This window comes from Pseudomonas sp. ACN8 (genome assembly GCF_002303925.1).
In the GTDB taxonomy this organism is placed as follows: Bacteria; Pseudomonadota; Gammaproteobacteria; order Pseudomonadales; family Pseudomonadaceae; genus Aquipseudomonas.
Window position 1 is genome coordinate 42,133 of the sequence record NZ_MRCS01000017.1, and the last position, 24,869, is coordinate 67,001.

29 protein-coding genes and 4 tRNA genes are annotated in these 24,869 nt (G+C 59.2%); 10 read left to right on the plus strand and 23 right to left on the minus strand.

What is annotated here, in order from left to right; genetic code table 11:
• The first annotated feature begins 37 nt into the window (after positions 1-37).
• Positions 38-340: a hypothetical protein gene (locus BSF44_RS11715; RefSeq protein ID WP_095943644.1), complete on the plus strand. Its 303-nt coding sequence runs from the start codon at positions 38-40 to the stop codon at positions 338-340.
• A gap of 290 nt (positions 341-630) precedes the next feature.
• A complete protein-coding gene (locus tag BSF44_RS11720) occupies positions 631-843 on the plus strand; it encodes a cold-shock protein (RefSeq protein WP_003179963.1) in 213 nt (70 codons plus the stop codon).
• 70 nt (positions 844-913) lie between these two features.
• Here BSF44_RS11720 and BSF44_RS11725 read toward each other — a convergent pair whose 3' ends face one another.
• Both BSF44_RS11725 and BSF44_RS11730 read right to left on the minus strand, forming a co-directional pair.
• On the minus strand, positions 914-1,234 hold the full coding sequence (locus BSF44_RS11725; protein WP_095943645.1) for an I78 family peptidase inhibitor: 321 nt from the start codon (positions 1,232-1,234) through the stop codon (positions 914-916).
• 159 nt (positions 1,235-1,393) lie between these two features.
• Complete coding sequence (locus BSF44_RS11730; protein WP_007975706.1) at positions 1,394-1,699, minus strand: hypothetical protein; 306 nt, start codon at positions 1,697-1,699, stop codon at positions 1,394-1,396.
• A 132-nt stretch (positions 1,700-1,831) separates the two neighbouring features.
• Between BSF44_RS11730 and BSF44_RS11735 the strand changes: the two genes are divergently transcribed.
• Positions 1,832-2,044 (plus strand): hypothetical protein, encoded by a 213-nt coding sequence (locus BSF44_RS11735; protein ID WP_095943646.1) that lies wholly within the window; start codon positions 1,832-1,834, stop codon positions 2,042-2,044.
• A gap of 33 nt (positions 2,045-2,077) precedes the next feature.
• On the opposite strand, the gene BSF44_RS11740 is transcribed toward BSF44_RS11735, so the two are convergent.
• The 8 genes from BSF44_RS11740 to BSF44_RS11775 form a co-directional block, all read right to left on the minus strand.
• On the minus strand, positions 2,078-3,106 hold the full coding sequence (locus BSF44_RS11740; protein WP_095943647.1) for a nucleoside hydrolase: 1,029 nt from the start codon (positions 3,104-3,106) through the stop codon (positions 2,078-2,080).
• Between the two features lie 44 nt (positions 3,107-3,150).
• Entirely contained in the window at positions 3,151-3,555 is a 405-nt protein-coding gene (gene rbsD / locus BSF44_RS11745) for a D-ribose pyranase (protein WP_095943648.1), read from the minus strand.
• Positions 3,552-4,469 carry a ribokinase gene (rbsK, locus tag BSF44_RS11750; protein WP_095943649.1) on the minus strand — a complete coding sequence of 306 codons (918 nt, stop codon included), beginning with the start codon at positions 4,467-4,469 and terminating at the stop codon, positions 3,552-3,554. Before rbsK ends, rbsD begins: the two co-directional genes overlap by 4 nt.
• A gap of 75 nt (positions 4,470-4,544) precedes the next feature.
• Positions 4,545-5,564 (minus strand): LacI family DNA-binding transcriptional regulator, encoded by a 1,020-nt coding sequence (locus tag BSF44_RS11755; protein ID WP_095943650.1) that lies wholly within the window; start codon positions 5,562-5,564, stop codon positions 4,545-4,547.
• A 3-nt stretch (positions 5,565-5,567) separates the two neighbouring features.
• The gene (locus BSF44_RS11760) at positions 5,568-6,545 is read right to left on the minus strand and encodes an ABC transporter permease (protein ID WP_095943651.1); all 978 of its coding nucleotides are present in this window, start codon (positions 6,543-6,545) and stop codon (positions 5,568-5,570) included.
• On the minus strand, positions 6,542-8,095 hold the full coding sequence (locus BSF44_RS11765; protein ID WP_095943652.1) for a sugar ABC transporter ATP-binding protein: 1,554 nt from the start codon (positions 8,093-8,095) through the stop codon (positions 6,542-6,544). The genes BSF44_RS11760 and BSF44_RS11765 overlap by 4 nt, the downstream gene beginning before the upstream one ends.
• Positions 8,096-8,150: 55 nt before the next feature.
• A complete protein-coding gene (locus BSF44_RS11770) occupies positions 8,151-9,107 on the minus strand; it encodes a sugar ABC transporter substrate-binding protein (RefSeq protein ID WP_095943653.1) in 957 nt (318 codons plus the stop codon).
• A gap of 193 nt (positions 9,108-9,300) precedes the next feature.
• The gene (locus BSF44_RS11775) at positions 9,301-9,762 is read right to left on the minus strand and encodes a hypothetical protein (RefSeq protein ID WP_095943654.1); all 462 of its coding nucleotides are present in this window, start codon (positions 9,760-9,762) and stop codon (positions 9,301-9,303) included.
• A 352-nt stretch (positions 9,763-10,114) separates the two neighbouring features.
• Between BSF44_RS11775 and BSF44_RS11780 the strand changes: the two genes are divergently transcribed.
• The 3 genes from BSF44_RS11780 (at position 10,115) to BSF44_RS11790 (ending at position 12,348) form a co-directional block, all read left to right on the plus strand.
• On the plus strand, positions 10,115-11,203 hold the full coding sequence (locus tag BSF44_RS11780) for an asparaginase (RefSeq protein WP_095943655.1): 1,089 nt from the start codon (positions 10,115-10,117) through the stop codon (positions 11,201-11,203).
• Between the two features lie 181 nt (positions 11,204-11,384).
• Positions 11,385-11,654, plus strand: coding sequence for a DUF1654 domain-containing protein (locus tag BSF44_RS11785; protein WP_095943656.1), 270 nt, complete (start codon positions 11,385-11,387; stop codon positions 11,652-11,654).
• 4 nt (positions 11,655-11,658) lie between these two features.
• Positions 11,659-12,348, plus strand: a complete 690-nt coding sequence (locus tag BSF44_RS11790) for an endonuclease (RefSeq protein WP_095943657.1) — start codon at positions 11,659-11,661, stop codon at positions 12,346-12,348.
• An 84-nt stretch (positions 12,349-12,432) separates the two neighbouring features.
• On the opposite strand, the gene BSF44_RS11795 is transcribed toward BSF44_RS11790, so the two are convergent.
• Positions 12,433-12,798: a penicillin-binding protein activator LpoB gene (locus BSF44_RS11795; RefSeq protein WP_095943658.1), complete on the minus strand. Its 366-nt coding sequence runs from the start codon at positions 12,796-12,798 to the stop codon at positions 12,433-12,435.
• Between the two features lie 250 nt (positions 12,799-13,048).
• Between BSF44_RS11795 and csrA the strand changes: the two genes are divergently transcribed.
• On the plus strand, positions 13,049-13,240 hold the full coding sequence (gene csrA, locus BSF44_RS11800; RefSeq protein WP_007975691.1) for a carbon storage regulator CsrA: 192 nt from the start codon (positions 13,049-13,051) through the stop codon (positions 13,238-13,240).
• Positions 13,241-13,425: 185 nt separating this feature from the next.
• On the opposite strand, the gene BSF44_RS11805 is transcribed toward csrA, so the two are convergent.
• Complete coding sequence (locus BSF44_RS11805) at positions 13,426-13,881, minus strand: DUF2214 family protein (protein ID WP_095943659.1); 456 nt, start codon at positions 13,879-13,881, stop codon at positions 13,426-13,428.
• Positions 13,882-14,084: 203 nt separating this feature from the next.
• On the opposite strand from BSF44_RS11805, the gene BSF44_RS11810 reads away from it, so the two are divergent.
• A complete protein-coding gene (locus tag BSF44_RS11810; RefSeq protein ID WP_095943660.1) occupies positions 14,085-14,837 on the plus strand; it encodes a carbonic anhydrase in 753 nt (250 codons plus the stop codon).
• Between the two features lie 77 nt (positions 14,838-14,914).
• Here BSF44_RS11810 and BSF44_RS11815 read toward each other — a convergent pair whose 3' ends face one another.
• A complete protein-coding gene (locus BSF44_RS11815) occupies positions 14,915-15,109 on the minus strand; it encodes a hypothetical protein (RefSeq protein ID WP_095943661.1) in 195 nt (64 codons plus the stop codon).
• A 251-nt stretch (positions 15,110-15,360) separates the two neighbouring features.
• On the opposite strand from BSF44_RS11815, the gene BSF44_RS11820 reads away from it, so the two are divergent.
• Entirely contained in the window at positions 15,361-15,573 is a 213-nt protein-coding gene (locus BSF44_RS11820; protein WP_095943662.1) for a hypothetical protein, read from the plus strand.
• Between the two features lie 4 nt (positions 15,574-15,577).
• Here the strand turns inward: BSF44_RS11820 and BSF44_RS11825 are convergent, their stop codons facing one another.
• The 3 genes from BSF44_RS11825 to BSF44_RS11835 form a co-directional block, all read right to left on the minus strand.
• On the minus strand, positions 15,578-15,787 hold the full coding sequence (locus tag BSF44_RS11825; protein ID WP_095943663.1) for a hypothetical protein: 210 nt from the start codon (positions 15,785-15,787) through the stop codon (positions 15,578-15,580).
• Between the two features lie 39 nt (positions 15,788-15,826).
• On the minus strand, positions 15,827-16,147 hold the full coding sequence (locus tag BSF44_RS11830) for a hypothetical protein (protein WP_095943664.1): 321 nt from the start codon (positions 16,145-16,147) through the stop codon (positions 15,827-15,829).
• A gap of 425 nt (positions 16,148-16,572) precedes the next feature.
• Positions 16,573-16,649 (minus strand) — tRNA-Val (locus tag BSF44_RS11835).
• Positions 16,650-16,833: 184 nt separating this feature from the next.
• Between BSF44_RS11835 and BSF44_RS11840 the strand changes: the two genes are divergently transcribed.
• A complete protein-coding gene (locus tag BSF44_RS11840; RefSeq protein WP_095943665.1) occupies positions 16,834-18,117 on the plus strand; it encodes an FAD-binding oxidoreductase in 1,284 nt (427 codons plus the stop codon).
• A 117-nt stretch (positions 18,118-18,234) separates the two neighbouring features.
• Here the strand turns inward: BSF44_RS11840 and BSF44_RS11845 are convergent, their stop codons facing one another.
• From BSF44_RS11845 to BSF44_RS11875, 7 genes are all read right to left on the minus strand, one after another.
• Complete coding sequence (locus tag BSF44_RS11845; RefSeq protein ID WP_095943666.1) at positions 18,235-19,206, minus strand: XdhC family protein; 972 nt, start codon at positions 19,204-19,206, stop codon at positions 18,235-18,237.
• A gap of 1 nt (position 19,207) precedes the next feature.
• Positions 19,208-20,446 (minus strand): cytochrome c, encoded by a 1,239-nt coding sequence (locus BSF44_RS11850; RefSeq protein WP_095943667.1) that lies wholly within the window; start codon positions 20,444-20,446, stop codon positions 19,208-19,210.
• A gap of 2 nt (positions 20,447-20,448) precedes the next feature.
• A complete protein-coding gene (locus BSF44_RS11855) occupies positions 20,449-20,988 on the minus strand; it encodes a (2Fe-2S)-binding protein (RefSeq protein WP_007982256.1) in 540 nt (179 codons plus the stop codon).
• Positions 20,981-23,812: a xanthine dehydrogenase family protein molybdopterin-binding subunit gene (locus tag BSF44_RS11860; protein ID WP_095943668.1), complete on the minus strand. Its 2,832-nt coding sequence runs from the start codon at positions 23,810-23,812 to the stop codon at positions 20,981-20,983. The genes BSF44_RS11855 and BSF44_RS11860 overlap by 8 nt, the downstream gene beginning before the upstream one ends.
• A gap of 460 nt (positions 23,813-24,272) precedes the next feature.
• Positions 24,273-24,349 (minus strand) — tRNA-Asp (locus tag BSF44_RS11865).
• A 92-nt stretch (positions 24,350-24,441) separates the two neighbouring features.
• Positions 24,442-24,518, minus strand: a tRNA-Asp gene (locus BSF44_RS11870).
• Between the two features lie 53 nt (positions 24,519-24,571).
• Positions 24,572-24,647: transfer RNA gene (locus BSF44_RS11875), tRNA-Val, on the minus strand.
• Between the last annotated feature and the right edge of the window lie 222 nt (positions 24,648-24,869).

Sequence of the window (24,869 nt, forward strand, 5' to 3'; positions counted from 1 at the left end):
AGATAACACGTCATCGACCCACAAGGAGCATCCCAGCATGCGTCTGAACCGTTTGTTCGCCGTAGTCGCACCCATCGTTCTGCTGCTGCCACTGGCCGCCCATGCCGATTGGCCAAAGGGTGAGCGCGAGAAATACATGGCGCAATGCGTCCCTGCAGCGGCACAAAAGATCGGTGATGCGAAGGCAAAAGCCGTCTGTGGTTGCGGCGCCGATCAGCTCAAATCCTATCCTGCCAAAGACCTTCAGGCATTGATGGACGGCACGGCAAGTCAAGAACTGGGAAATAAGGCGATGCAGAAAATCGCCACTTGCAGGGTGGATGCCGGGGCGAAGAAATAAGCTTCTCCCATTGATTTTTTCACCTGCAATGACCGAAAAACAGGCCGAATGTCGCTTTGCCTGACATTTTTTGAAGGTTTTACAGCTTTTTTTTCGTCTTTTCTTTCGGCTGAAAGCCTTTTAAAACGGGGCTTCCAGCGATAAGAAGCACCAAAGACCGCTCAACAGCAAGGCAAACAGCTCGCCCGGGGGGCTCCCAAAGCGAACATTTCGACTATGATACCCGGGTGTGCCCAGTTGGCCTGAGCAGCACAGTACTACTGAAAATATATGTTTCTTGGAGATACACCATGTCTAATCGCCAAACCGGCACCGTTAAATGGTTCAACGATGAAAAAGGCTTCGGCTTCATCACTCCTCAAGGTGGCGGTGACGACCTGTTCGTACACTTCAAAGCTATCGAAAGCGACGGTTTCAAAAGCCTGAAAGAAGGCCAGACTGTTTCCTTCGTGGCTGAGAAAGGCCAAAAGGGTATGCAAGCTGCTCAAGTTCGCCCAGAGTAATTTCCAGGCGCACTAAAAAAACCCCGTCCATGTGACGGGGTTTTTTATGGGTGAAACAAAAACCGGGCGATCAGCCGCAGTTGACGCGGGTCACTACCCGGCCGGCATCGGTGTTCAGGTTCAGGCGATCGGAGCGGTACTCCAGCGTCACCATATCGGTTGGCAGCAGGAACCTTGCGCTTTGCGCCCCTGCGCGGGTACGCGCCTGCTCGAGCAGTTGCGGCGACGCCTGTTTGCCGATGGTGAATTCGGCAGCCTTTGCCTCACAGCGACTGTGACCCGTGTCAGTCGTCGCAACATCCGTTGTTGCCGACTCCGTAGAGGGAGTGCTGCAACCGGCCAGCGTGGCAACGGCCAACAAAGTACCCAATGACGCGCGCTTCCAAGGCATGAAGCCTCCTTTTTCAATGATTAAGCTGAGATCGTGCGACAACCAGACTGGCGTTTGGTTTCACAGGCAGCACCCTGCCCATGATCCGGACGAGCCGCGATTCTGCCTGAGCGTCGCCCTGCCCTTAATCACTGAATCGTGACTGAATATGAACGACGCTCAATAGACGTCGATATAGTCGTAAGGCGGATTGGGCCAGTTCTCTTTCAAGGCATTGAAGATTTGCATGACCCAGACTTCATCGCTGGCCGCGACCCGCCCGACATAACCGGAGCCCTTGGCCCAGGTTTCGAGCCGGAACAACAACCCGTCGATATCGGTACCGCCCACGACACCCGAGGAGATGTAGGCAATGCCGCCTTTGGTGACCCGCAACTGGGTGTGCTCATCGTCACTGGCGCCGGCCAGCAACTGACGCACCGCCTCGAGGGTCAGGCCATCCGGGGAGTTCAAATCGATCTGCACAGCGCGTTCCTTGAATATTCGTCAGAGACCAAGTGTCGCACAGCCCTCCTTTCATGCCTAAGTCGACGTGTCAAAAGCCCCGCAAAATGGTTAACTCGGCACTCAGACTTCCCCGACCTCACGAGCGCCATCATGACCACCGTAAGCATCGACGCCGACATCAAGGCCAAGTGGCAAGACGGCCACAGCTCCTACAGCCCAAGCAGCACGGAAGAGCTCGCCATTATCGGTATCGACCTTCTGGTCAGGGACCTTGGAACCGAAGCCGCCCAATCGTTCATCGAGCAGATTTTCGAGAAACACCTATCGGACCAAAAGACCGAAGCGGTTAGCGCGAGGGAGTGAAGCCCGCAGGCAAGCACCTGCGGGAGATGATGCTTACTTCAGACGGGCCAGACGCTCGGTCAGCAGATCGAAGAAGCCCTGTGCGTCGCCGCCTTCTACCCAGAAGGCGTTCTTTGGCGCGTTCAAGCCGTCATACCAGTCGACGATGGTTTGTCCAAAGGTCGGTCCTTCGCGGCTGTCGACCACCACGTTGACCGAACGACCGCTGAACAATTGCGGCTTGAGCAGGTAAGCGACAACCGTGGCGTCATGCACCGGGCCGCCTGGAATGCCGTAGTGCTCCATGTCGCCCTTGATGTACTCATTGAGAATATCGCCCACCAGACGGCTGGCATTGTTATTCAGCGCGGCAATCTGTTGCAGGCGCGCTTCGCTGGTAAGGATCTTGTGGGTCACATCCAGCGGCAGGTAGGTCAGCTTCACACCACTCTTGAGCACCACTTCGGCTGCTTGCGGGTCGGCGAACAGGTTGAACTCGGCCACCGGCGTGATATTGCCGCCGTTGAAATGCGCTCCGCCCATGACCACCACTTCCTTGATCCCCCGGACGATGCCCGGCTCCTGGATGAGCGCCAGGGCCAGGTTGGTCTGCGGGCCCAGCATGGCGATGGTAATGCTGTGGGGCTCGGCAGATTTCAGGGTGTCGATCAGATAAGTGATAGCGCTGCCCTTGGCCAGACCTTTCCTGGGCTCATGCACGGCAATGCCCGACAACCCTTCCTTGCCATGAATGTCCTCGGCGTAAATGGGTGTGCGCATCAGGGGCCTCGACGCCCCCGCATAGACCGGCACCTCTTCGCGCCCCGCCCACTCTCGGGCCAGTCGCGCATTGCGCGAGGTCTTGTCCAGGCGAACGTTGCCGGCAACGGTGGTCAATGCCCGTACATTCAGTTCGTCTGGCGATGCCAGGGCGAACAACAGGGCAACAACGTCGTCAGCCCCCGGATCGGTGTCGATGATCAGATCAATCTTTGGTGCCGCGTGGGCGTTGGTTACGGTCATCAGGGACAAAAGCAGCAGGCTCCGGAGCAGTGGATGCAGTTTCTGAGCATAGCGATACATGGCGCACTCCTTGTGCATGGAACATCAAAAACGCGGACAGCCCGTCAAAACGTAACGCCGGCGACCAGCACAATGTTGCAGTACGGCTGGCATTCGCCTGTACGAACAATCGCCTTCGCTTGTCGGCTCAGGACCTTGAATTGTTCATGGGTGAGCACTTCACGCCGCCCCAACTCGCCTTCGCCGTTCAGCGCTTCCAGCGCCACCAGGGCCGACGGCTTTTTATCGAAGATTTCCTGAGCCAGCACATGGCTTTCAACCTGCATCTCACTGAGCACGATCTTCAAGGTGCTGACAAAATCCGGAATGCCATGGGTCAGGGCCAAGTCGATCAATTCAACGCCCGGAGGAACCGGCAGCCCCGCATCTCCGATGACGACCATGTCGCCATGTCCCAATGAAGCGATCAGCCGCGACAGCGCAATGTTGAGCAGAGGGGTCTTTTTCATGGGGCTTTAAACGCCTGTACATCGCTCAAGGCGGGAATCGAAGGTTGTGCGCCAGCACGTGTGACTGACAGCGCCGCAGCCACCTGCCCGAAGCGAATCGCCTGCGCCTCATCTTGACCCGCAGCCAGTGCCGCAGCGAAACCGCCGACAAACGTGTCGCCGGCCGCCGTGGTATCGACAGCCTTCACCACGGGCGCGGGGAAATGCTCGAAGCCTTGGCCATCGGCAAACAGCGAACCTTGCGCGCCGAGGGTGATGATCACCTTGCCGGCGCCCAGGGCAATCAGGCGGGTCGCCGCGGCTTGTGCGGTGTCCAGGGAGTCCACCGACAGACCGCTCAGGGCCGATGCTTCGCTTTCGTTGGGAATCAGGTAATCGATGGACGCGTACCAGTCCGGTGGTAACGGGCGGCTGACCGGTGCCGGGTTGAGGATGACCGTCTTGCCCAGCTCGCGGCCGCGCTTGAGCGCATGGCCAACAGAAGCATCGGGCACTTCCAGCTGACAGATGAGCACGTCCGCCGCCTGTATCACCGAATCAAAACGGTCGATGGCTTCAGCGGTCAATTCACCGTTGGCGCCGGGGACGATCACGATGGTGTTCTGACTGCTGTCGTCGACCACAATCAATGCCACGCCGCTGGAGCCATCAACGGTGCTCACCGCCTGGCAATCGATCTGCTCGGCCAACAACGCCCCGCGCAGCGCCTCACCATAAGCGTCATTGCCCACGCAGCCGATCATCGACACCCGAGCTCCCAGCCGCGCCGCAGCCACGGCCTGATTGGCGCCCTTGCCGCCGGAGACGGTGGTAAACGACTGACCTATCAGCGTTTCGCCGCCCTTGGGCAAGCGTGGTGCCCGGGTCACCAGGTCCATGTTCAAACTGCCTATTACCACTACTTTTGCTGGCATACATTGCTACTCATCGAGTCTGTTTCGGCGGCGCTGTGGATTCAGCGGCTTTCTGCTTTCAACGGCTTTCTATTTTCAACGGAAGTGGTCAAACACGCCGGCCAGCGGCGCCGTCGATTCACGGATGACGATACTCGGCGTCACGATCCGCTGATCGGTCGCCAGGCCCGGCGTGGCGATTCGCCGTAAAAGCACTTCGGCGGCCATTTCGCCGAGTTGCAGGATCGATTGCCCGACCGTGGTCAACGACGGATAGACATACCGACTCATCTGGATATCGTCGAAGCCGATCACCGACAACTCGCTCGGTACGCGAATATTGCGCTCGGCGGCCGCCCGCAGCACGCCGATGCCGATCATGTCGTTGGCGGCAAAAATGGCGGTGGGCGGATTACCCTCCAGCAGAGTCGCGGCAGCGCTGTAGCCGCCGGTGCTGGTGAAATCGCTTTCCAGCATGCGCTCGGGAGAGACTTCGACGCCCGCCTCTTTCAAGGCCCGGCGATAACCCGCCAGCCGCATCTGCGCCACACTGGTGTTTTCCGGCCCGCTGATCGTGGCGATATCCCGGTGCCCCAACTCCAACAGGTGCCGGGTCGCCAGATACGCGCCGTATTCATGGTCGATGCGCACCAGGTCCGCATCGATACCGTCCAGTCCGCGGTCGACGATCACCATGGGTGTGCGGACGCCTTTGAGCCCTTGTACCAGGCCACTGTCACCACCGGCCGAGGCGACAATCAGGCCGTCGATGCGTTTTTCCAGCAGCACACGCAGGTAGCTGCGCTGCTTGTCCGGATTGTCGTCGGAGTTGCACAGGATGACGCAGTAACCGTTTCGCTCGCAGTAATCCTCGATACCCCGGGCCAGTTCGGCGAAATACGGGTTGAGGCTGTTGGGGACAAGCAGGCCGATGGTCGCCGTGGTCTTGGCCTTGAGCGAACGGGCCACCGCGCTGGGAACGTAGTCGAGGGTCTGGATGGCCGCTTCGACTTTGATCCGGACTTCTTCACTGACCGGGCGGGTCTTGTTCACCACATGGGAAACCGTGGTGTAGGAAATGCCGGCAAGGGCTGCCACATCTTTGATAGTCGCCATGACTCAGGTCCGCCGGCTTGCGCGCTGACTGCGATAAGTGTCCAGCACCACCGCCACCACGATCACCGCGCCGGTAATGATGCGCTTGGTCGGCTCGGTTGCCCCGATCTGCGCCAGCCCCGCAGCCAGCACGGAAATGATCAGGACGCCAAAAAACGTACTGATCACCGAACCGCGACCGCCCATCAGGCTGGTGCCGCCGATCACCACGGCGGCGATCACCTGCAGCTCAAGGCCGGAGCCGGCATTCGGGTCGGCGGCTTCCAGGCGGGAAATCTGAAACAACGCGGCAACACCGGCCAGCAACCCCATCAGGCTGAAGACCAGGATTTTGTAAGGCTTGGGATTGATCCCCGCCAACCGCACCGCCTCTTCGTTGGTGCCGATACCGATCAGGTAGCGACCGAACACCGTGCGGGTCAACACGGCCTGGGCGATGAAAATGATCAGCAAGGCAATGATGAACGACGGTGAAATGCCAAAGGCGATCGGATTGGACAACCAGGCGAACGCATCGCCAATGTAGGCCGTACGCGAACCGGTCATCTGGTACGCCACCCCACGGGCCATTTCCAGCACGCCCAGGGACACGATGAACGACGGAATCCGCCACGCCACCGTGATCGAGCCGGTGACGGTACCGGCGAGCGCCGCGACGGCCATGCCCAGCAGCGCCGCCGGCAGCACGCCCCAGCCCCAGCCGAGAATCGCCACGCTCACGGTCGAAGCCGCCAGGGCCAGCACCGAGCCAACCGACAGGTCGATGCCACCGATGATCAACACAAAGGTCATGCCGACCGCCAGCACCATCAGGTCCGGAATCTGGTTGGCCAGGGTGCTGAAGGTATCGTAGGACAGAAAGTGACTGCTCAGCACCGAGAACAGCACGATCATCGCCAACAAGGCACCCGCCAGGCCCAGATAGGTGCCCAGGCCGTAGAAGTTGCCACTGCGTTTGCCGGCGTAAGAAGCGGTATTCATGGAAGATCCCTAGGCGCGGCTTCGTTAAGCAGCGCATCACGTTTTTGGTAGCCCGCAAAAGCAGCGGCGAGCAACTCATCCTGGGTCCAGCTGTCGCGATCGAATGTATCGATCAGGCGCCCGGCCGACAGCACGCCGATCCGGTCGCAGATCAGCATCAGCTCACGCAAGTCGCTGGAGACCACCACCAGCGCCTTGCCCTGGCGGGTCAATTCGCCGAGCAGGTTGTAGATATCGAACTTGGCGCCGACGTCGATGCCGCGTGTCGGCTCGTCGAACAGCAGCACCGAGCAATCGCGCTCCAGCCAACGGCCGATGACGACTTTCTGCTGATTACCGCCGGACAACTCGGACACCAACTGTGCCGGACCGGAGCTGCGAATGCGCATGGCATCGATCTGACGCTGGGCCAGGGCGTTTTCGCCATCGTTGTCGACAAAGCCCGCTCTGGAGATGCCGGGCATGTTGCCCAAGGCGATATTGGCGCCGATCGACTGCGTCAACAAAAGGCCTTCGCCCTTGCGATCTTCAGTGATCAACGCGATGCCATGCCCGACCGCATCCACCGGCGAGCGCACATTGATGACCTGCGCCGGCGCCCCCAGGGCAATCGTGCCGCTGTCGGCGATATCGGCACCGAAGATCAGACGCAGCAACTCGGTGCGCCCCGCGCCGATCAAACCGGAAATGCCGAAAATCTCTCCGGCACGGACTTCGAACGACACGTCGCGAACCTTGTCGGCACGGCTCAGGCCCTTGACCGTCAACACCGGAGCGCCGATCTTGCGCGCCCCCATATCGATGTGTTCGCCGAGCTCGCGGCCGACCATCAGCGTGACCAGTTGCTCGCTGTTGTAGTTGGCCATCGGCTCGACGCAGACCAGGTTGCCATCGCGCAGCACGGCAATGCGCTGCGCGACTCGCGCCAGCTCTTCGAGGCGATGGGAGATGTAGATGATCGATACGCCGCGAGCCTGCAGACGGGTAATCTGCTCGAACAGCATTTCGACTTCGCGGGCAGTGAGCATCGCGGTCGGCTCATCGAGAATCAGCACATGACAATCGCCAATCAGGTTACGGGCGATCTCGACCATTTGCTGGTGGCCGATACCCAGTTCGCCGACCAGGGTGTCCGGGTCAATGGCGTCGAGCCCGACATGCGCCATGGCCTCGATGGCGGCCTTGCGCAACTGCTTGCGACTGATCCAGCCGCCCTTGCTGGGCAGGTTGTCGAGAAACAGGTTTTCCGCCACCGACAGGGTCGGTAGCAGATTGAGCTCCTGCATGACCATGCGGATACCCAGCGCCTCAGCCTGAGCCCGGCTACCCGGACGATAGTCCTGCCCCTGAAACCGCATCTGGCCGGTGGTCGGCGTGACCAGCCCGCCAATAATCTTCGAAAGCGTGCTTTTGCCCGCACCGTTCTCGCCGGTCAACGCCAGCACTTCCCCGCGCATGAGCGTCAGGTCGATGCCGGCCAGGACCGGTTGGGCGTAGGTCTTGCCGATACCGCTGACCGAAAGGACAGCGTTCGGAGCGCAAACTGACATAAAAACTCTCCATGCGCTCGTCCGGCTGGACGAGCGCCGTTGCGTCGCCAGAAGGTTACTTGGTGACCAGTTCAACCGGCGTTTCGATCACGCCATTGGCGCCGCCTTCGACCTTCTCGCCCTTGAGAATCTTCAATGCAGTCTCGATGCCGAACACCGCCTGCCTGGCCGCAAACTGGTCCGCGGTGGCCAGCACACGGCCATCCTTGAGCATTGGCTGGATGGCATTGATGTTGTCGTAGCCGACCACTTGCACCTTGCCGGCCTTGCCCGCGGCGCGCACCGCAGACACCGCACCGACCGCCATGCTGTCGTTGCCGGCCAACAGGGCCTTGGTTTGCGGATATTCGCTGAGAATCGATGCAGCGACCTTGTTGCCCTTGTCGATCTCCCAGTCACCGGATTGCAGGGACACGACCTTGATCTGCGCCGCCTCCATCGCATCCTTGAAACCTGCGGTCCGCTGTTGGGCATTGGTGGTGGTGGACACACCTTCGATGATGCCGACTTCGTCACCGGCCTTCAGCTGTTTGGCCAGGTAATCGCCCACCAGCCGTGCGCCCTTGCGGTTGTCCGGGCCTACGAACGGAACATTGATGTTTTTGCTTTTGACGACAGCGGGGTCCAACTGGTTGTCGATGTTGATCACGGTGATACCGGCATCGATGGCTTTCTTGATCACCGGGACCATGGCCTTGGAGTCTGCCGGTGCAATCACCAGTGCATTGACCTTGGCCAGGATCATCTGCTCGACGATGCGCGTCTGGCCCGCGGTGTCGGTTTCATCCTTGATGCCGTTGGAGATGAGGTCGAATTCGCCGGAGTGATCTTTCTGGTAGGCCTTGGCGCCGTCCTCCATGGTCAGGAAGAACTCGTTGGCCAGGGATTTCATGACCAGAGCGACTTTCGGTTTTTCAGCGGTTTCAGCAAAGGCCGAAGAGACAGGCAGTGCAGCGGATGCGGCAGCCAGCATAGCGACAGCGAGAAGACGTCCAGCGAATGGCAGCTTCATGGGTTCACTCCGATCTTATGATTATTGTGAGCAACGCTTGCGCTGGCGTAAGCTTCACGGCCCACCGCGATGAAAAGCCATCATTGGAGCCGCGCAAACGTTTGCGTTAACCAAACTATGCGAACCCTGCCTGTATTTGTCAACGACCTGAAATGCGCTTTCAGAGATGCCTGGCAAAAAAACGGCATTCAATTCATGCCGTGGTGTTGACCACCGTTCCCGTGCCGGAACCCTTGGCCAGCTCCTTGATCAGGCTTGCGCTCACTTGCAGGATGGCGCCGTTGGTGTCGGCAACCTGCCCCTGAATGGCCGCTACCGCGGTGGTCTTGGCTTCCGGGGTTGGATAGGACGCTGCCTGGGTTTGCGCCAGTTGCTGCTGTTGCTCGCGCAATTGCTGCTGCAACTCCTTCAGACGCTTGAGCAAGACCTTCACCGCAACGCTGGTGTTATCGCTGGTTTGCGATTCAGCCTGTGCGCCGGCGCTCTCCCCCAGACCTACCGGGCCCGTCTTGACCTGAGTGCCATCGCTTTTCTTTGTACCCAGCGCCTGGGCGGCCGCATCAGCTGCTGCGTCGCTCAAGGCGCGAAGGGTAGTGGCCGATTTGCCACCGATGGTGACGCCGGCGGCATTGGGTATGCCAACAGATAACGACATGTGAACTCCTGAAGAAAAAGATCCCTTGAAGGAGCATCGACCGGCGCGGGCGTTTCTTGAGTCGTCAGTGATGATTTGATCCGTTGAAATCTTAAACAAGACCGCGATCCGTTTCGGAGAGCCGAACGCGAAAGTTAAACATGTTCGGCATTCCGGACGCCCCGCCCCCGAAACCGGGCTGGCTACAAACATAAATATCGTTACAAATCATTAACTTAAACGAGTTTTTCGATTCACGACATTACTGGTACAGATCCTGCTCTTCCTCTCGCACCTCCGGCATTCAGATTCGCCCGGGGCGTATCTAGATGAACCTGCATCTGCACCGTCTCACAACTAGAAGAGAAAAATAATGACATCTGCACTCAAGACCTTTGTTCCGGGCGCCTTGGCCCTGCTGCTGCTTCTGCCCACCGCCCTTCAGGCCAAAGAAGCCGAAACCCAACAGAAACTGGCCAACGTGGTGATCCTGGCCACGGGCGGCACCATTGCCGGCGCGGGGGCCAGCGCCGCCAACAGCGCGACCTATCAAGCGGCGAAAGTCGGCATTGAACAGTTGATCGCCGGCGTTCCTGAACTGAGCCAATTGGCTAATGTTCGCGGCGAACAGGTCATGCAAATCGCCTCCGAAAGCATCACCAACGAAAACCTGCTGCAACTGGGTCGCCGCGTAGCCGAACTGGCCGACAGCAAAGACGTCGATGGCATCGTGATCACCCATGGCACCGACACCCTGGAAGAAACGGCGTACTTCCTGAACCTGGTGGAAAAAACCGAGAAGCCGATCATCGTCGTGGGCTCCATGCGCCCAGGTACCGCGATGTCCGCCGATGGCATGCTGAACCTGTACAACGCGGTGGCCGTGGCCAGCAGCAAGGACGCGCGAGGCAAAGGCGTGCTGGTGACCATGAACGATGAAATCCAGTCGGGTCGCGACGTCAGCAAAATGATCAACATCAAGACCGAAGCGTTTAAAAGCGCCTGGGGTCCGCTGGGCATGGTGGTAGAAGGCAAATCCTACTGGTTCCGCTTGCCAGCCAAGCGCCACACCATGGATTCCGAGTTCGACATCAAGACCATCAAGAGCCTGCCTGACGTCGAGATCGCCTATTCCTACGGCAATGTCAGCGACACTGCCTACAAGGCCCTGGCTCAATCCGGCGCCAAAGCCATCATCCACGCAGGCACCGGCAATGGCTCGGTATCGTCGCGGGTAGTTCCATCCCTGCAAGCCCTGCGCAAGGACGGCGTGCAGATCATTCGCTCCTCCCACGTCAACGCCGGCGGCTTTGTATTGCGCAACGCCGAACAGCCTGACGATAAATACGACTGGGTCGTGGCTCACGATCTGAACCCGCAAAAGGCCCGGATCCTGGCAATGGTCGCGCTGACCAAAACCAATGACAGCAAAGAGCTGCAACGGATGTTCTGGGAATACTGATTCGCCCTCGCCTGACCGATCCGGTCGGGCACCCCGTGCGCCACTCGCCAGCCTTGGCGAGTGGCTGCCGCTGGATCTTACAAAAAAACTTCCTTCGCCTTACGCCAAACGGAACAAATCGCTGTCAGAGGATTTTCTTGGTTTTTAAGCAGTTGCGAAATGGCCTACAGTTAAATACTGTATGCACGTACAGCTTAATAAGGATAATTCTGTGGACACCACCTCTGACTCTCCTGACACCTATGTACGCATGGGCCTGCGCGTTCAGAAAATCATCAACTCTCCCACCGCACAAAAGGCCAGGGCAGCACTGATCTTCCGCCTGCCTGACGAACCGGTGGATGAATGGGAACGCTTGCTGGAAGAAATCGACGAGAACGACAACGTCACCCTCGCTTATCGCGACGATGGCGGCGTGCAGATTTTCTGGGTTGTGCCGAAGGAAGATTGAGTCGATGAGTGTCCGCTGGTTTGCTTTGCTGTTTCTGTTTTTTGTCATGGGCGCGCATGCCGACGCGCCGCGCACCTTCACCGAAGCGAAAAAGGTCGCCTGGACGCTCTACGCGCCCCAGTCCACCGAGTTTTACTGTGGCTGCAAGTACACCGGCAACCGGGTGAACCTTGCCGCCTGCGGTTATGTGCCCCGTAAAAATGCCAAACGTGCAGCCCGCATCGAGTGGGAGCATATTGTTCCGGCCTGGCAAATCGGCCATCAACGCCAATGCTGGCAACAGGGCGGCCGCAAGAACTGCACCCGCTACGACCCGGTTTACCAGAAGGCCGAGGCTGATTTGCACAACCTGGTGCCCAGCATTGGCGAAGTCAATGGCGATCGCAGCAACTTCAGCTTCGGCTGGCTGCCCGAGCAGTCGGGGCAATATGGTTCCTGCCTGACCCAGGTCGACTTCAAGGCCAAGAAAGTCATGCCCCGCCCTTCCATTCGCGGCATGATCGCCAGGACCTACTTCTACATGAGCAAGCAATACGGCTTGCGTCTGTCGAAACAGGATCGGCAACTGTATGAAGCCTGGGACAAGACCTATCCGGTACAGGCCTGGGAGCGCCAACGCAACCAGAGCGTGGGGTGCGTCATGGGACGCGGCAACGAGTTCGTCGGCCCGGTAGACATGAAGGCCTGCGGCTGAATCCGGAACGGGACACCTGAAACGACAAAGGCCTCGAGGTTAAACACCCGAGGCCTTTTTTGTATCTCCAGCGTCTGCGCTACGTTATAGAGCGGCTGGACGCTCAAGCACCAGCAATTCGATATTTTGTTTCTTCGAGCGAGTGAGCGCCGCGCGAACTTCATCCTGTTTGGCTTCGGCCTCGGCTTTCGAATTGAACGGCCCCATCAGGATTCGGGTATTGCCATTCTCCTTGACGACGCTGGACATGAAGCTGTGCTCGATCAGCCAGCCACTCAAATCGCTGACCGCCTGAGGGGTTTCACCTCGCACTTCAAGATCCCATTGCGGGCCGGACACTGGCGCAGGCACGACAGCCATGGCCGGCTTGGGCTTTGGCGCATCCACACTGCTGCCCTCGCCACATCCCGCCAGTGCCAATATCGCGATGACCAAAACCATTTTGCGCACGACGCTTCCCTCCAAATGCATAAAGCGGCGATTTTAACACCCATGAATACTTCACGAGTGCCGTAAAATGGGCTTAAAACAACGAGAATGATGGTTGCGGCCTCTGTATAGTTACGCCTTGGGAATTAATGCCGCATCTGCGCGTCAGAATGAGGCACCCAAACCGCGAGACTTCGCACTAATCTATACATAACACCGACCTCTGCACTGTCCGAATCAGGTGCCCCACAAAGCAATCAAGGAGAAGACCATGCTGATACTCACCCGCAAAGTCGGTGAAAGCATAAACATAGGTGATGACATTACGATCACCATCCTCGGCGTAAGCGGCCAGCAAGTCAGGATCGGCATCAACGCTCCGAAGGACGTTGCAGTGCATCGTGAAGAGATTTACCAGCGCATTCAGGCCGGCCTGACCGCCCCGGAAAAGCCGCAATCCTGAATCCTGTTGCAGTCAGTAGCCAGCCCGTTCAGTCCGGAATCACGGCTGGCTAAAGATTCAGTACCCCATCGCTTTGCACTTTCGCCCCCACCCAAACCCCAGGGGCTGATACTAGCGGCAAGCCTCACTCCATTGCTGTCAGACTTTTCTGGTTTACCCCAGGGAAGGATGCGTTCACTGCGCGATCAACCCAGCATCACGCCTCGCGCCATGCCCGTCGCCGCCACCACCATCAGCAGCACCAGCAGCGCCTCGATATGACTGATCCGTGCAAACAGCTTCGCACGGCCGGTATCGATCGCCATTTTACGGGCAAGCGCTATTCGCCACTTGATCAGCGTCACCATGGGTGCGATTTCCAGCAGCAAGATCAGGACGAACAGCGTCATCTTCAGATGAAACAGCGGCTGATGCAGGTAATAGTCCGTGCCTTTCTCGTACCCGCCAAACGCTCGCACCCCCCCACTGATCAATAAAACGACAGCTGAGATACCCCATATATTGTCCGCCATCAGAACACCGCGCACCTCTGCGGCTCCATCGGCCAAACGCCGAAAAGCCGTGCCTCGAACCAACACGGCCCAAAACCCCAGGGCAAATGCCAGAAGATGAACCGCCGCCAGAAACCAGTGAGTCAGCATCGAGAAACTCCTGCCAGGTCGAAGTTGTTTGAGCCTGTCAGTAGTAGCCCATGAAATGACTGCGTGCACGGCATCCGCGGACAATGCCCGAAACAGAATATGACAGACCAACTAGACTCCACTGCGCTGGTACTGAGCGTCCGCGGCAATACCCGCCCCAACAGCAACTCACTCCCACCGCATTGAACTGAGTAAACAAAATCATGTGTGAATCATGTGATTCAAGCTCTGCTTCAAACACAACAGGCCGTCGTCGTTTTCTTCAATTTGCCGGATTGAGCGCAGGCGCCCTGCTGCTGACCGGCACACTGCCCGGCAAGATCATCCAGGCAGCCGAAAAAGCGTCAGCCCCACCCAAACCTCAAAACGTAATCAATCCCGACATGGCGTTGCAAAGACTGATGGAGGGCAATGCACGATATGTAGGCGGTACTTCCACAACGCACGATTTCAAGGCAGAGCGAGAGGCCCTGGTGTCCGGCCAAAATCCGTTCGTGGCCGTGCTGAGTTGCTCTGACTCGAGGATCGCCCCGGAATATGCGTTCGACACCGCGCGCGGCGATCTTTTCTCCATTCGCGTCGCGGGCAACTTCGTTACCCCGGAAGGCTTGGCCAGTCTTGAATACGGAGTTGCCGTATTGGGCGCCCCGCTGATTCTCGTACTCGGGCATGAGAGCTGCGGCGCCATCGAGGCCGGTATCAAGGCCGTCAAGGATCAGACGATTTTCCCCGGGCATATCCCGAAACTGACTGAGGCACTCAAGTCGGCAGTCGAGGCAGTACTCAAGCAGCCCGGGAACCTGATGGAAAACGCCACCGCGCAAAACGTCAAGAATTCGGTCAACAGCCTGAAGCAGGCCTCACCATTGCTGACCGATGCGCAGAGCAAAGGCGTGCTGAAGATCGTGGGCGGTATCTATCGCCTGGCGAGCGGCAAGGTAGAGCTGATCGCTTGATCCACGAAGCGCACCTCGCCGGCATCGGTGCATGACCCCGCATCGGCAAAGAGCCCAGCGCGACGGCTGGGCTCTGGTTATCTTCGGTTTTGCATCATTTTATCCGCGAGGGTTCTGGCCCTCTCGATCAACAGGTTCTGCCTGTCCTCGTGGGTAGCCCCACCCACAATCGGAGCAGTCAGATTGCTTTCGGCAATCAATGCAGCGCAGAAATATCGATCCCAGACAGCCGTGTCCACAGGTGCCTGCTTGCTCATTTGATCGGCGTTCATAGACGGCTCCTTTTGATGAGGTCGCATCGCTAGTTTACGCCTGAATAACAAAAAATCCGGGCCATCATTCACAGTGGCTCGCCATTCGTCGCCTGCCAGAACACCACGAGGAATTCGCCCCTATCTGTGGCTTGAGGCTTGCTAAGATCGCCCGTAGCAGCGCCGTAACGACAGGATTCTGACGCCGCAGCCCTTCAATCAATGCTTAAGGACGCCAGCGATACGCTTGGTCAGTCACCGGGAGATGTAACGTGTCAACGCTCAACGAAATCGCAATGAACCACGCGAGAATGGCCAGGGAAAAAGCAGAAAAGTCGATCGAACTGAGCGAGCAACACTTCCAGATCGTAGCAAGCTTCGAAGTACCGTCCATTGAAGTACAGCAGAACATCCCAATGCACCTGATCGCGGGAGTACAGGAAGGCCACCACAACTCCCGCCAGTCAACGCCTTCTGGTCGGTGACGATTTACGACGGGTCAACGACAGGATCATCGACGCGGCCGCTTTTTCCAGCTTCCGGATACTCACTCGTCACCGAGTTAGCGGCATCTACATCTACCATTTCTTCATCGACAGGTGCTTCGTCGTCCGCGGGCAGCGGAACTTCAGATTCTTCACGCCCGGAATCATCGCTCTGCCGGGAAGTGTTTATAGGAGCGCTCTCATCAATGTGCATGCTGACTCTCCATACTGATTCGCGGATGTTTAGCCCGAACTAACCGCCCTGGGTATCTATATCAGCATCTTGAACCGGTTTATGTTCAGGCTCGGATTTGAAATCGGGGCTGTAAGAGTTTCCTTTAGCTACGGGATCGTGCTTTGGATTATTAGGCGCAGTGGCTGAACCAAACGGATCAGACACGTATGTCGAATCCTGATCATTCCCCAGCTCATTTTTCCCACTGCCGGGGTTGATCCGGGATTTCTTCAGCGGCACATCAGGCCGCCTTGGATCATGGCCTGTTTCGTTATCCGCACTGCTGCCCGCGCCACCCTGTTGCGATATGTTTCCTGGAGCATTCTCATCAATATCCATGCTGGCTCTCCGTATGGTTACGTGAAATGTCCGTGCTTGAACATGAGAGACGCTGAAGCGCTGGTAAGTGCAAAGCAGTGGACGAATGGCGAGAACGAAAAACCCGGCTCACTGGCCATATTGCTGTTCAGTTGAGGAAATTGTAGGAGCGAGCTTGCTCGCGATGGACCTGAGAACACCGCGGGGTATCAGGTTTGCAGCGTCATCGTTAACGACCATCGCGAGCAGGCTCGCGCCTACAGGGGACCACATTCGCTTAAGTGAACAGCAGAAATTCCCGCAGGAGTACATTCAGGCGCTGATGAGGCATGCAGACGAGAGGCCAGGTTGGCGTTTTGAGTGAGGACTTTGAAAATCTCAGCCAACAAAAAAGGGCCCACCTTTCGGTGAGCCCTTCCAGACCGCCCAGCAGAGCGGATTTTGTTTGGTAGGCGCGATTGGACTCGAACCAACGACCCCCACCATGTCAAGGTGGTGCTCTAACCAACTGAGCTACGTGCCTGCTGTGAGGCGGCATTCTACGGAATTCCCGAGGGGTGTCAACACCTTTTTTCGAGCTAACCCTATGAATATGCAAAATATTTAATTTTGCCGGTTCAAAGAAGATTTTCCGGGTGGCTGGCGGGCGATTTTCAACTCGGGTAGGATCAATGCACTCGTAAAATATATTAAACAGAGGCTGCCGGATGGCTAACACTCCCTACCCCGAGTCCTATTACGCCGCATCGGCCAATGCGGTTCCGCCGCGACCGGCGTTGCAGGATGACGTCGAGACCGATGTCTGTGTGATTGGCGCCGGTTATACGGGGCTGTCCTCTGCCCTGTTTCTGCTGGAGAACGGCTTCAAGGTCACGGTGCTCGAAGCCGCCAGGGTGGGTTTCGGGGCGTCCGGGCGTAATGGCGGCCAGATCGTTAACAGCTATAGCCGCGATATCGATGTCATCGAGCGCACGGTCGGTCCCAAGCAGGCTCAATTGCTGGGGCAGATGGCGTTCGAGGGTGGGCGAATCATTCGTGAGCGGGTCGCCAGGTACAACATTCAGTGCGACTTGAAGGACGGCGGTGTGTTCGCCGCGATGACCGCCAAGCAGATGGGTCATCTCGAATCCCAGAAGCGCCTGTGGGAGCGTTTCGGCCATACCCAACTTGAGTTGATGGATCAACGTCGCATCCGCGAAGTAGTGGCCTGCGATCAGTACGTCGGCGGGATGCTCGACATGAGTGGCGGCCACATCCATCCGCTTAACCTGGCGCTGGGTGAAGCGGCGGCGGTCGAGTCCCTGGGGGGGACGATTTATGAGCAGTCGCCGGCGATGCGCATTGTGCGTGGCGCGAATCCGGTGGTGCACACGCCGCAGGGTAAGGTCCGGGCCAAATTCATCATCGTCGCCGGCAACGCTTATCTGGGCAACCTGGTGCCGGAACTGGCCGCCAAGTCGATGCCTTGCGGCACACAGGTAATTACCACCGAGCCATTGGGCGAAGAACTGGCCAAGACCCTGTTGCCTCAGGATTACTGTGTCGAAGACTGCAATTACTTGCTCGACTACTACCGCCTCAGCGGCGACAAGCGTCTGATTTTCGGCGGTGGCGTGGTGTATGGCGCGCGGGATCCGGCGAACATCGAAGCGATCATCCGGCCGAAGATGCTCAAGGCATTCCCGCAGCTCAAGGACGTGAAGATCGACTACGCGTGGACAGGCAATTTCCTGCTGACCCTGTCGCGCCTGCCCCAGGTCGGACGGCTGGGCGACAACATCTACTATTCCCAGGGCTGCAGCGGCCATGGCGTGACTTACACACATCTGGCGGGCAAGGTGCTGGCCGAGGCATTACGCGGTCAGGCAGAGCGTTTTGATGCGTTTGCCGACCTGCCCCACTACCCGTTCCCCGGCGGGCAAATGCTGCGCACACCGTTTGCGGCATTGGGTGCGTGGTATTACGGATTGCGGGATAAGTTCGGGTACTAAGCGGCACGCAATACATTGTAGGAGCGAGCCTGCTCGCGATATCGGTCTAGCAGCCAACGAATATGTTGGATGCTACGACCTCATCGCGAGCAGGCTCGCTCCCACAGGGGTTTTGGGTTAGAGACGTTCCCGTGGGATACCGCTGCGAATCCGCAGGATGTCCGCCAACACCGCCAAGGCAATCTCTGCAGGCGTCTTGCTGCCCAGGTTCAAACCGATCGGCGCATGAATCCGCCCCAACTCGACATCTCCCAGGCCACCAATGCGTCGCAAGCGCTCGAAGCGCTTTTGCGAAGTTTGCATGGAGCCCATCACACCGATGTAGAACGCCTCGGTGCGAACAGCCTCCATCATCGCCAGGTCATCGATACGTGGATCGTGGGTCAACGCCACCACCGCCGTGTCGCTGTGGCAACCGCCGTCGGCGATGAACACCGACGGCAGTTGGCGACGAATCTCCACATTTTCCAGCACGACGCCTTCCAGCACTTCGTCCCGCGGGTCACACAGAATCACCTCGAACCCCAGGCCCACGGCAAACTCCGCACAGGCCTGGGCGACACTGGAATACCCCGCCAGCAGCAAGCGCTGGGCCGCGCCGACGCGCACGCGCACCCGGTCGATTTCACGCTCGATACGCACACCCCGCTCACGATCATCGAACAGACTGCGCGCACCGCTGAGCAAATCAACCTCGCGGATCAACCGACGTCGGCCCAACAGCGCCGCCTCCAGTTCCCGCAGATGCGCCTGCACCTCGCAATCGGCCTCAAGCTTCTCGACCAGCACATCCAGCACCCCGCCACAGGGCAGGCTGACGCGTGAGCGGGGGTCGTCGCCTTCGCCGTAACGAACAACGCTGACCGGCTCCAGAAACGCGCCCTCGGCGACTCGCTCGAGAAAGTCTTCCTCGACACAGCCACCGGACAGCGAGCCAATCCAGTGCCCCTGCGTGTTCACCGCCAACAGCGAACCCGGTGCCCGCGGTGCCGAGCCGTAAGTGGCCAGCACCGTACACAGCCAGATGCGCTGTCCGGCCGCCGACCACTCCAGCGCCCGGCGTATCACTTGCAGATCCAGATGCTGCATGTCAGTGGGCCTTGTGCTCGAGCGGCGGCGCATCGGCACGCAACTTCTGCACGTCATTCACAGCCAGATCATTCGGCTGACCGCCCCAACCCTGACGCAGGTAGTTCAGTAGATCCGTGAGTTGCGCGTCGCTCAACTTGTCGACAAATCCCGGCATCGGTTGCATGTGTTCGAACCCGGAGAACTTCTGCTCACCGATACCGTCGTCGATCACCCGTACCAGGTTGCGCGGATCTTCCAGGCGCAGCGTGGTGTTGCCGCGCATGGCCACCGCGATGTGCGGCTTGCCCTCGCCGCCAGGTGCATGGCAACCGGCGCAGACATTCAAATATTCCTGACGGCCGCGCTGGGCACTTGGGCTCAGCTTGTCCAACGGCACTTCGGTGAGCACTTTCGCCGCAGGTGGCTGATCGCCGAGCAGGAAAGTCGCCATCGCCGCCAGGTCCGGATCACTCAGGCCCTGGGTGCTGTTGTGGAACACCGGGAACATCTCGTTGAACATCGTGCCCTGGGCGCTCATGCCGTGCTTGAGGAACGAGCTCAGGTCCTGATGATTCCAGCCACGGGCCGCCAGGTCAGTGGCCAGCAGGCTTGGCGCCAGATAACCATTGAGAATGCCGCCGGTCATGCGTTTGTCCTGCTGCATCGCGCCAGGCAAGCCGCGTGGGGTGTGGCACTCGCCACAGTGACCCAACACGTCGACCATGTACTGGCCGCGCTTCCAGGCTTCGCTTTTGCCTTCGGCAGGCTCCAGCTTCACATCCTTGCCGTACACCATGTTCCAGCCCATCAGGCCCAGGCGCACGTTGAACGGGAAGCTCAGGCTGGTAACCGGTGCTGCACGCTCGATCGGCTCGACGGTTTTCAGGTAGGCATGAATCGCGTCGGAATCTACACGCGGGATCAAGTGATACGAGGTGTAGGGCATTGCCGGATACAGGTTCGCGCCGTCGCGGCGCTTGCCTTCGGTCAGCGCGGCGAAGAACTCGTCATCGTTGTACTGGCCGATGCCGTGCTCTTTACTCGGGGTGATGTTGGTGCCGTAGATCGTGCCGAACGGCGACACGATCGGCAGGCCGCCCGCGTATGGGGCGCCACCCGGTGCGGTGTGGCACGCCATGCAGTCGGCGGCGCGGGCGAGGTACTCGCCTTGCTTGACCTGCGCATCATCCGCGTGAGCCGCCACCACAGGCGCAGCCAGACCAACCGCCAACGCCAGGCGGCTAAGTAGAAGTTTCATGCTTAACCCTCCTTGACCAGGCCGAGATCGGTCAGCACGTTGCGGGTGGCGCTGTAGTAGCGCACGTACCCGGTGCAACGGCAGATGTGATGACCGAGGCTGTCCTCGATGACTTTTTCCAGCTGGCTTTTGACGATCGGCTGACGCTGCAGCTTTTCCACCAGCACGGTCGCGGCATTGACGAAGCCTGGCGCGCAATAGCTGCACTGGAAGGCGAACTCGTCGACGAAGCGCTGCTGGATCGGGTTCAGTTCGGTGACCTTGCCCTGCTCGTCGCGGGTCGCATGGCCTTCGATGGTCCGAACCTTCTTGCCTTCGAAATAGTGTGCGCCGGTGATGCAGGTGCGCACTTCTTCGCTGGTGCCGTCCGGGTTGTCGACGATCACCACGCAAGCGTGGCAGATACCCTGGCCGCAACCCAGGCGCGAACCGGTGAGGTTCTTGTACTCGTGCAGGTAGTCGATCATCGGCAGGTCATCAGGGATGTCCACCGGGCCGACGGATTGACCGTTGAGGGTCAGTTGAAGCGGACGGTTAGCCATTGAGGGCCTCCTTGATGCGTGCAGAAGTGATAGGCAGGTCGCGGACACGTTTACCGATGGCATGAGCCACGGCGTTGCCGATGGCACCGACGACCGGGATCATCACCACCTCGGCGATGCCCTTGGACGGGTCGCTCGGCGACAATGGCGGCAGGATGTCCGCCGTCTGTTTCCACACCGCGACGTGACGCGCCATCGGCAAACGGTAACGGTTGAAGTTCCAGTCACCCTCCCCCGGCCCGCCTTCGTACAGCGGCATCTCTTCCATCAGCGCGTGGCCGATGCCCATGGCGATACCGCCTTCGAGCTGGCCCCTGACCAGTTCTTCCACCAGCACCCGACCGCACTCGACCCACGAGTGATGGTTGAGTACCGACACTTCGTTCGAACCCTTGTTGACCTTCACTTCCACCAGCGTCGCAACCGGGCTGTAATAAGTCACCGCCGCGTTGTTCAACTGGGTCGCCGGGTAGGCGATGCCCTGCCGATCCAGCAGATGGAAACCGGCGCTGTTCATCTGCGCCTTCTTCGCCTTCGGTGCGCCGTCGCCGTACTTCACGGCCAGGCCGTCGAGCGGCAAGCGCTCACGCACGCCGTCGATGCTGAACTCGGCCTCGGCCCAGCTCCAGCGGTTGAAACCGTGCACGGTGGCACCGCTCACCAGGCCGCGCTCGTGAACGCGCTTGGCCAGCATGGCGAATGGCAGTGGCTCCATGCCGTTGGCCGTGAGTTTGCCGTCGACCCAGTGGGCGTCTTCGCGGCGCACCACGTAAGGGTTGGCCTGGCCGCCGTAAGGGCCCTGGCGCCAGATCTCCAGCGCCGCCGGCCACAGGCCGTGGTTGAACAACACGCGCGCCGCTTCACGGGTGGCGTGGCTGAAGTAGTACGCCGAGTTGGTGGCCGACGAAGCCGAAGCCACCTTGCCGACCCAGCGTGGATTGCGCAGGAAATTGTCCTGCTCCGCCTGGCTCATGATGTACGGGTTGCCGCCACTGATCAGCTGCAACTCTTTCCATTCGGTTTCGCCGGTCTTCACTTCGTGCGCCGGGATACCGAGGAAATCGGCCACGACCATGGCCTGGGAGGTGGACATGCCGGTGCCGATTTCGATACCGATGTGGCGCAGGCTGATGCGACCTTCGGCAGTGAATTCAATGCTGGCCATCGGCGCTTCGGAACCGGTGCCGAAGTCTTTCTGGCAGATGGCGAAACCCACCCCGTACCAGTTGTCCGGATCGGCTGCTTCGCGTTGTTTCTTGATCGCGTCGCGGTTTTTCCAGGTGTCGTGGGCCGCCGCCTTGTCGAGAATCTCGTGCAGACGCAAGGCACCGGCCGGGATCGCGCCCTGGGTGTTTTTCATGCCCGAGCGCAGTGCGTTCTTGCGGCGCAGTTCGATGGCATCGACACCGAGGCGACCGGCGATTTCGTCAACCATCATCTCGGTCGCCGCCATGCTCTGCAGGGTGCCGTAGCCACGCATCGACCCGGCTTCAACGGCGCGGGAGTGATAGGCCGTGACCTGCAGATCGTTCTGCGGCATGTAGTAGATCGACTGTGCCGCCGTGGCGCCCACCGCCGCCACCGAAGGGCTGTAGTTGATTCGCCCGCCACCGTCGACGCTCATCTCGCAGCGGAAAATCTTGAAGCTGTGGTCGGTCTTGTCCACCGCCAATTGGTAGCGGATGTCGAACGGGTGACGCTTGATCCCGCTCTGGAACTGCTCGTAACGGTCGTTGGCCAGGCGAACCGGCACACCGGCGCCGTACAACGCCGCCAGCGCTGCGTAGTAGACGAAAATGTTGTGGTCTTTCGAGCCATAACCGACGGTGTAACCCGGGTGCATGTTCAGGTTGGCCAGGCCGAAACGCGACGGCGCGATCATCTTCGCGGTTTCGGTCGCCGCTTCCAGCGGACACTGGGTGGCGACGACGAAATGCAGGGTCTTGGTCGCCGGGTCATACCAGCCGTTGCCGTTGTCCGGCTCCAGGGCAGCCGGTTCGATCGACGGGGTCTTGTAGCGCTCGTCGAAAACCAGCCAGTTGTCCGGTGGCGTATCGATCTGCTGCTTCATGCGCTCGGCGTAGAATAACCCGCGCTCGGTCAGGTTGCCGTGCAGGTTCGGCTGGGCGTTCCACACCGGACGACGGTTTTTCAGCATCGGGAACAGGATCGAATCCTTGAGGCTGGCGAACTCGTCTTCGTCGGCCGAGGTCGCACCGCCGACGCGCACGTAGCGGAAGCTGCCGTAGGGATCGCCTTCGTAGAACGGCGCTTTCTCGCCGTAGCGGATTGCCTTGTCATTGAACTTGAGTTGGTTCTTGGCCTGACGGAAGCGCTCGAAATCGTTCCAGATCAGGATCGCCACCGGGTGCCCGATGAACATCGGCACCTTGCCGGCCGGCAGCAACGGATCCGGGGCGTGCTCCTCAGGGAACACGATGCCGTCCTTGACCAGGTCTTCGGCAGTAACGATGCGGTCCGGCTGCAACCCGGCATCGAGCCACGACAGGTCGATGCCTGCAAAGATGTGGTCGGCCTTGATGGTTTTGAGCAGCATGGCGTGGCCTTGCTGCTGCGGCCAGCCCGGCATGTCCTTGGCGCGGATGTCGCGGGCAAAGACCTTGCTGCCGCAGACCTTGGACAAGGCATCGTTACGGGCCCGCGCCTTGCCATTGTTGCCGAGCCACTGCTCGGACGGCACGGTCACGCTGTTTTCCATCAAGGCGGCCAGCGCCTGGCTGCTCAACGGCGTGAGCGTCACGCTCACGCCCGCTACCAGCCCGCCCTGAAGGAACGAGCGCCGGGATATATCACGGTTGGACATGGATCATCCTCTGGGCGGTTATGGGGTCCGCCCTTCTGGTTATGTTCTGGAAAATCTCGAGTCTTGCAGAAGCCCTTTTCGACGATGCAAAGGGCTGTTGTTGACAGTGCAAAGCTGACCGAAAGGTTAAGTTTATAGGCTTATGGCCTTACGGAAAACCAAAAACTGACCAGAAAATCAAAAAAACGCGACTATTCGACGCAGCACAGTAATAGTAGACGTGAATCTCGGTAGCGCGAGGTCAGGGGGGGCGCTGAACGACGGCGTCGTCAGCTCCAATCGGCCATTCATGCAAAGGGGCATGCAGAAAGGTCCGCCTGGAAAAAGGCGAGAGGAGAAAAACCTGAATTTCAGACACAAAAAACCCCGGCCTTTCGACCAGGGTCTTTGCTATCGACTCGAAGTAAACCTGCGGTTTTCTTCGTAGCTCCAAGGCGTTCAGTGGGCCTCGGGGCAGATATGGCGCAGCGGACGGGACTCGAACCCGCGACCCCCGGCGTGACAGGCCGGTATTCTAACCGACTGAACTACCGCTGCGTATCGCTTTGGACTTTCGTCCAAGTAACTCGTCTGATTGAAAACTCAGTAGCTTTTCAATCTCGAGCCAGGCATGCCTAACTCGGAAAATATGGCGCAGCGGACGGGACTCGAACCCGCGACCCCCGGCGTGACAGGCCGGTATTCTAACCGACTGAACTACCGCTGCGCGTCGGTGGAGGCATTTCAGCCTACCTCTTGCTTTCGCAAGTATCTCGGAAGTGGTGGGTGATGACGGGATCGAACCGCCGACATTCTGCTTGTAAGGCAGACGCTCTCCCAGCTGAGCTAATCACCCGTTTGCATCTCCGAGGCCGCGAAATTTACGCAGGTAGCGAACCTAAGTCAATAGCAGGATTGAAGTTTTTCTGAAAAAGACAAAATCATTTCATTCCGGCCAGTGTCGGCAACCATCAGTCCGCCTTCGCGGGCAAGCTCGCTCCCACAGTTAAAAGCATGCTCTCTCCCTCTGTGGAGCTTGCTCGCGATGAGGGCAGCACATTCAACATCAAATGCTGAA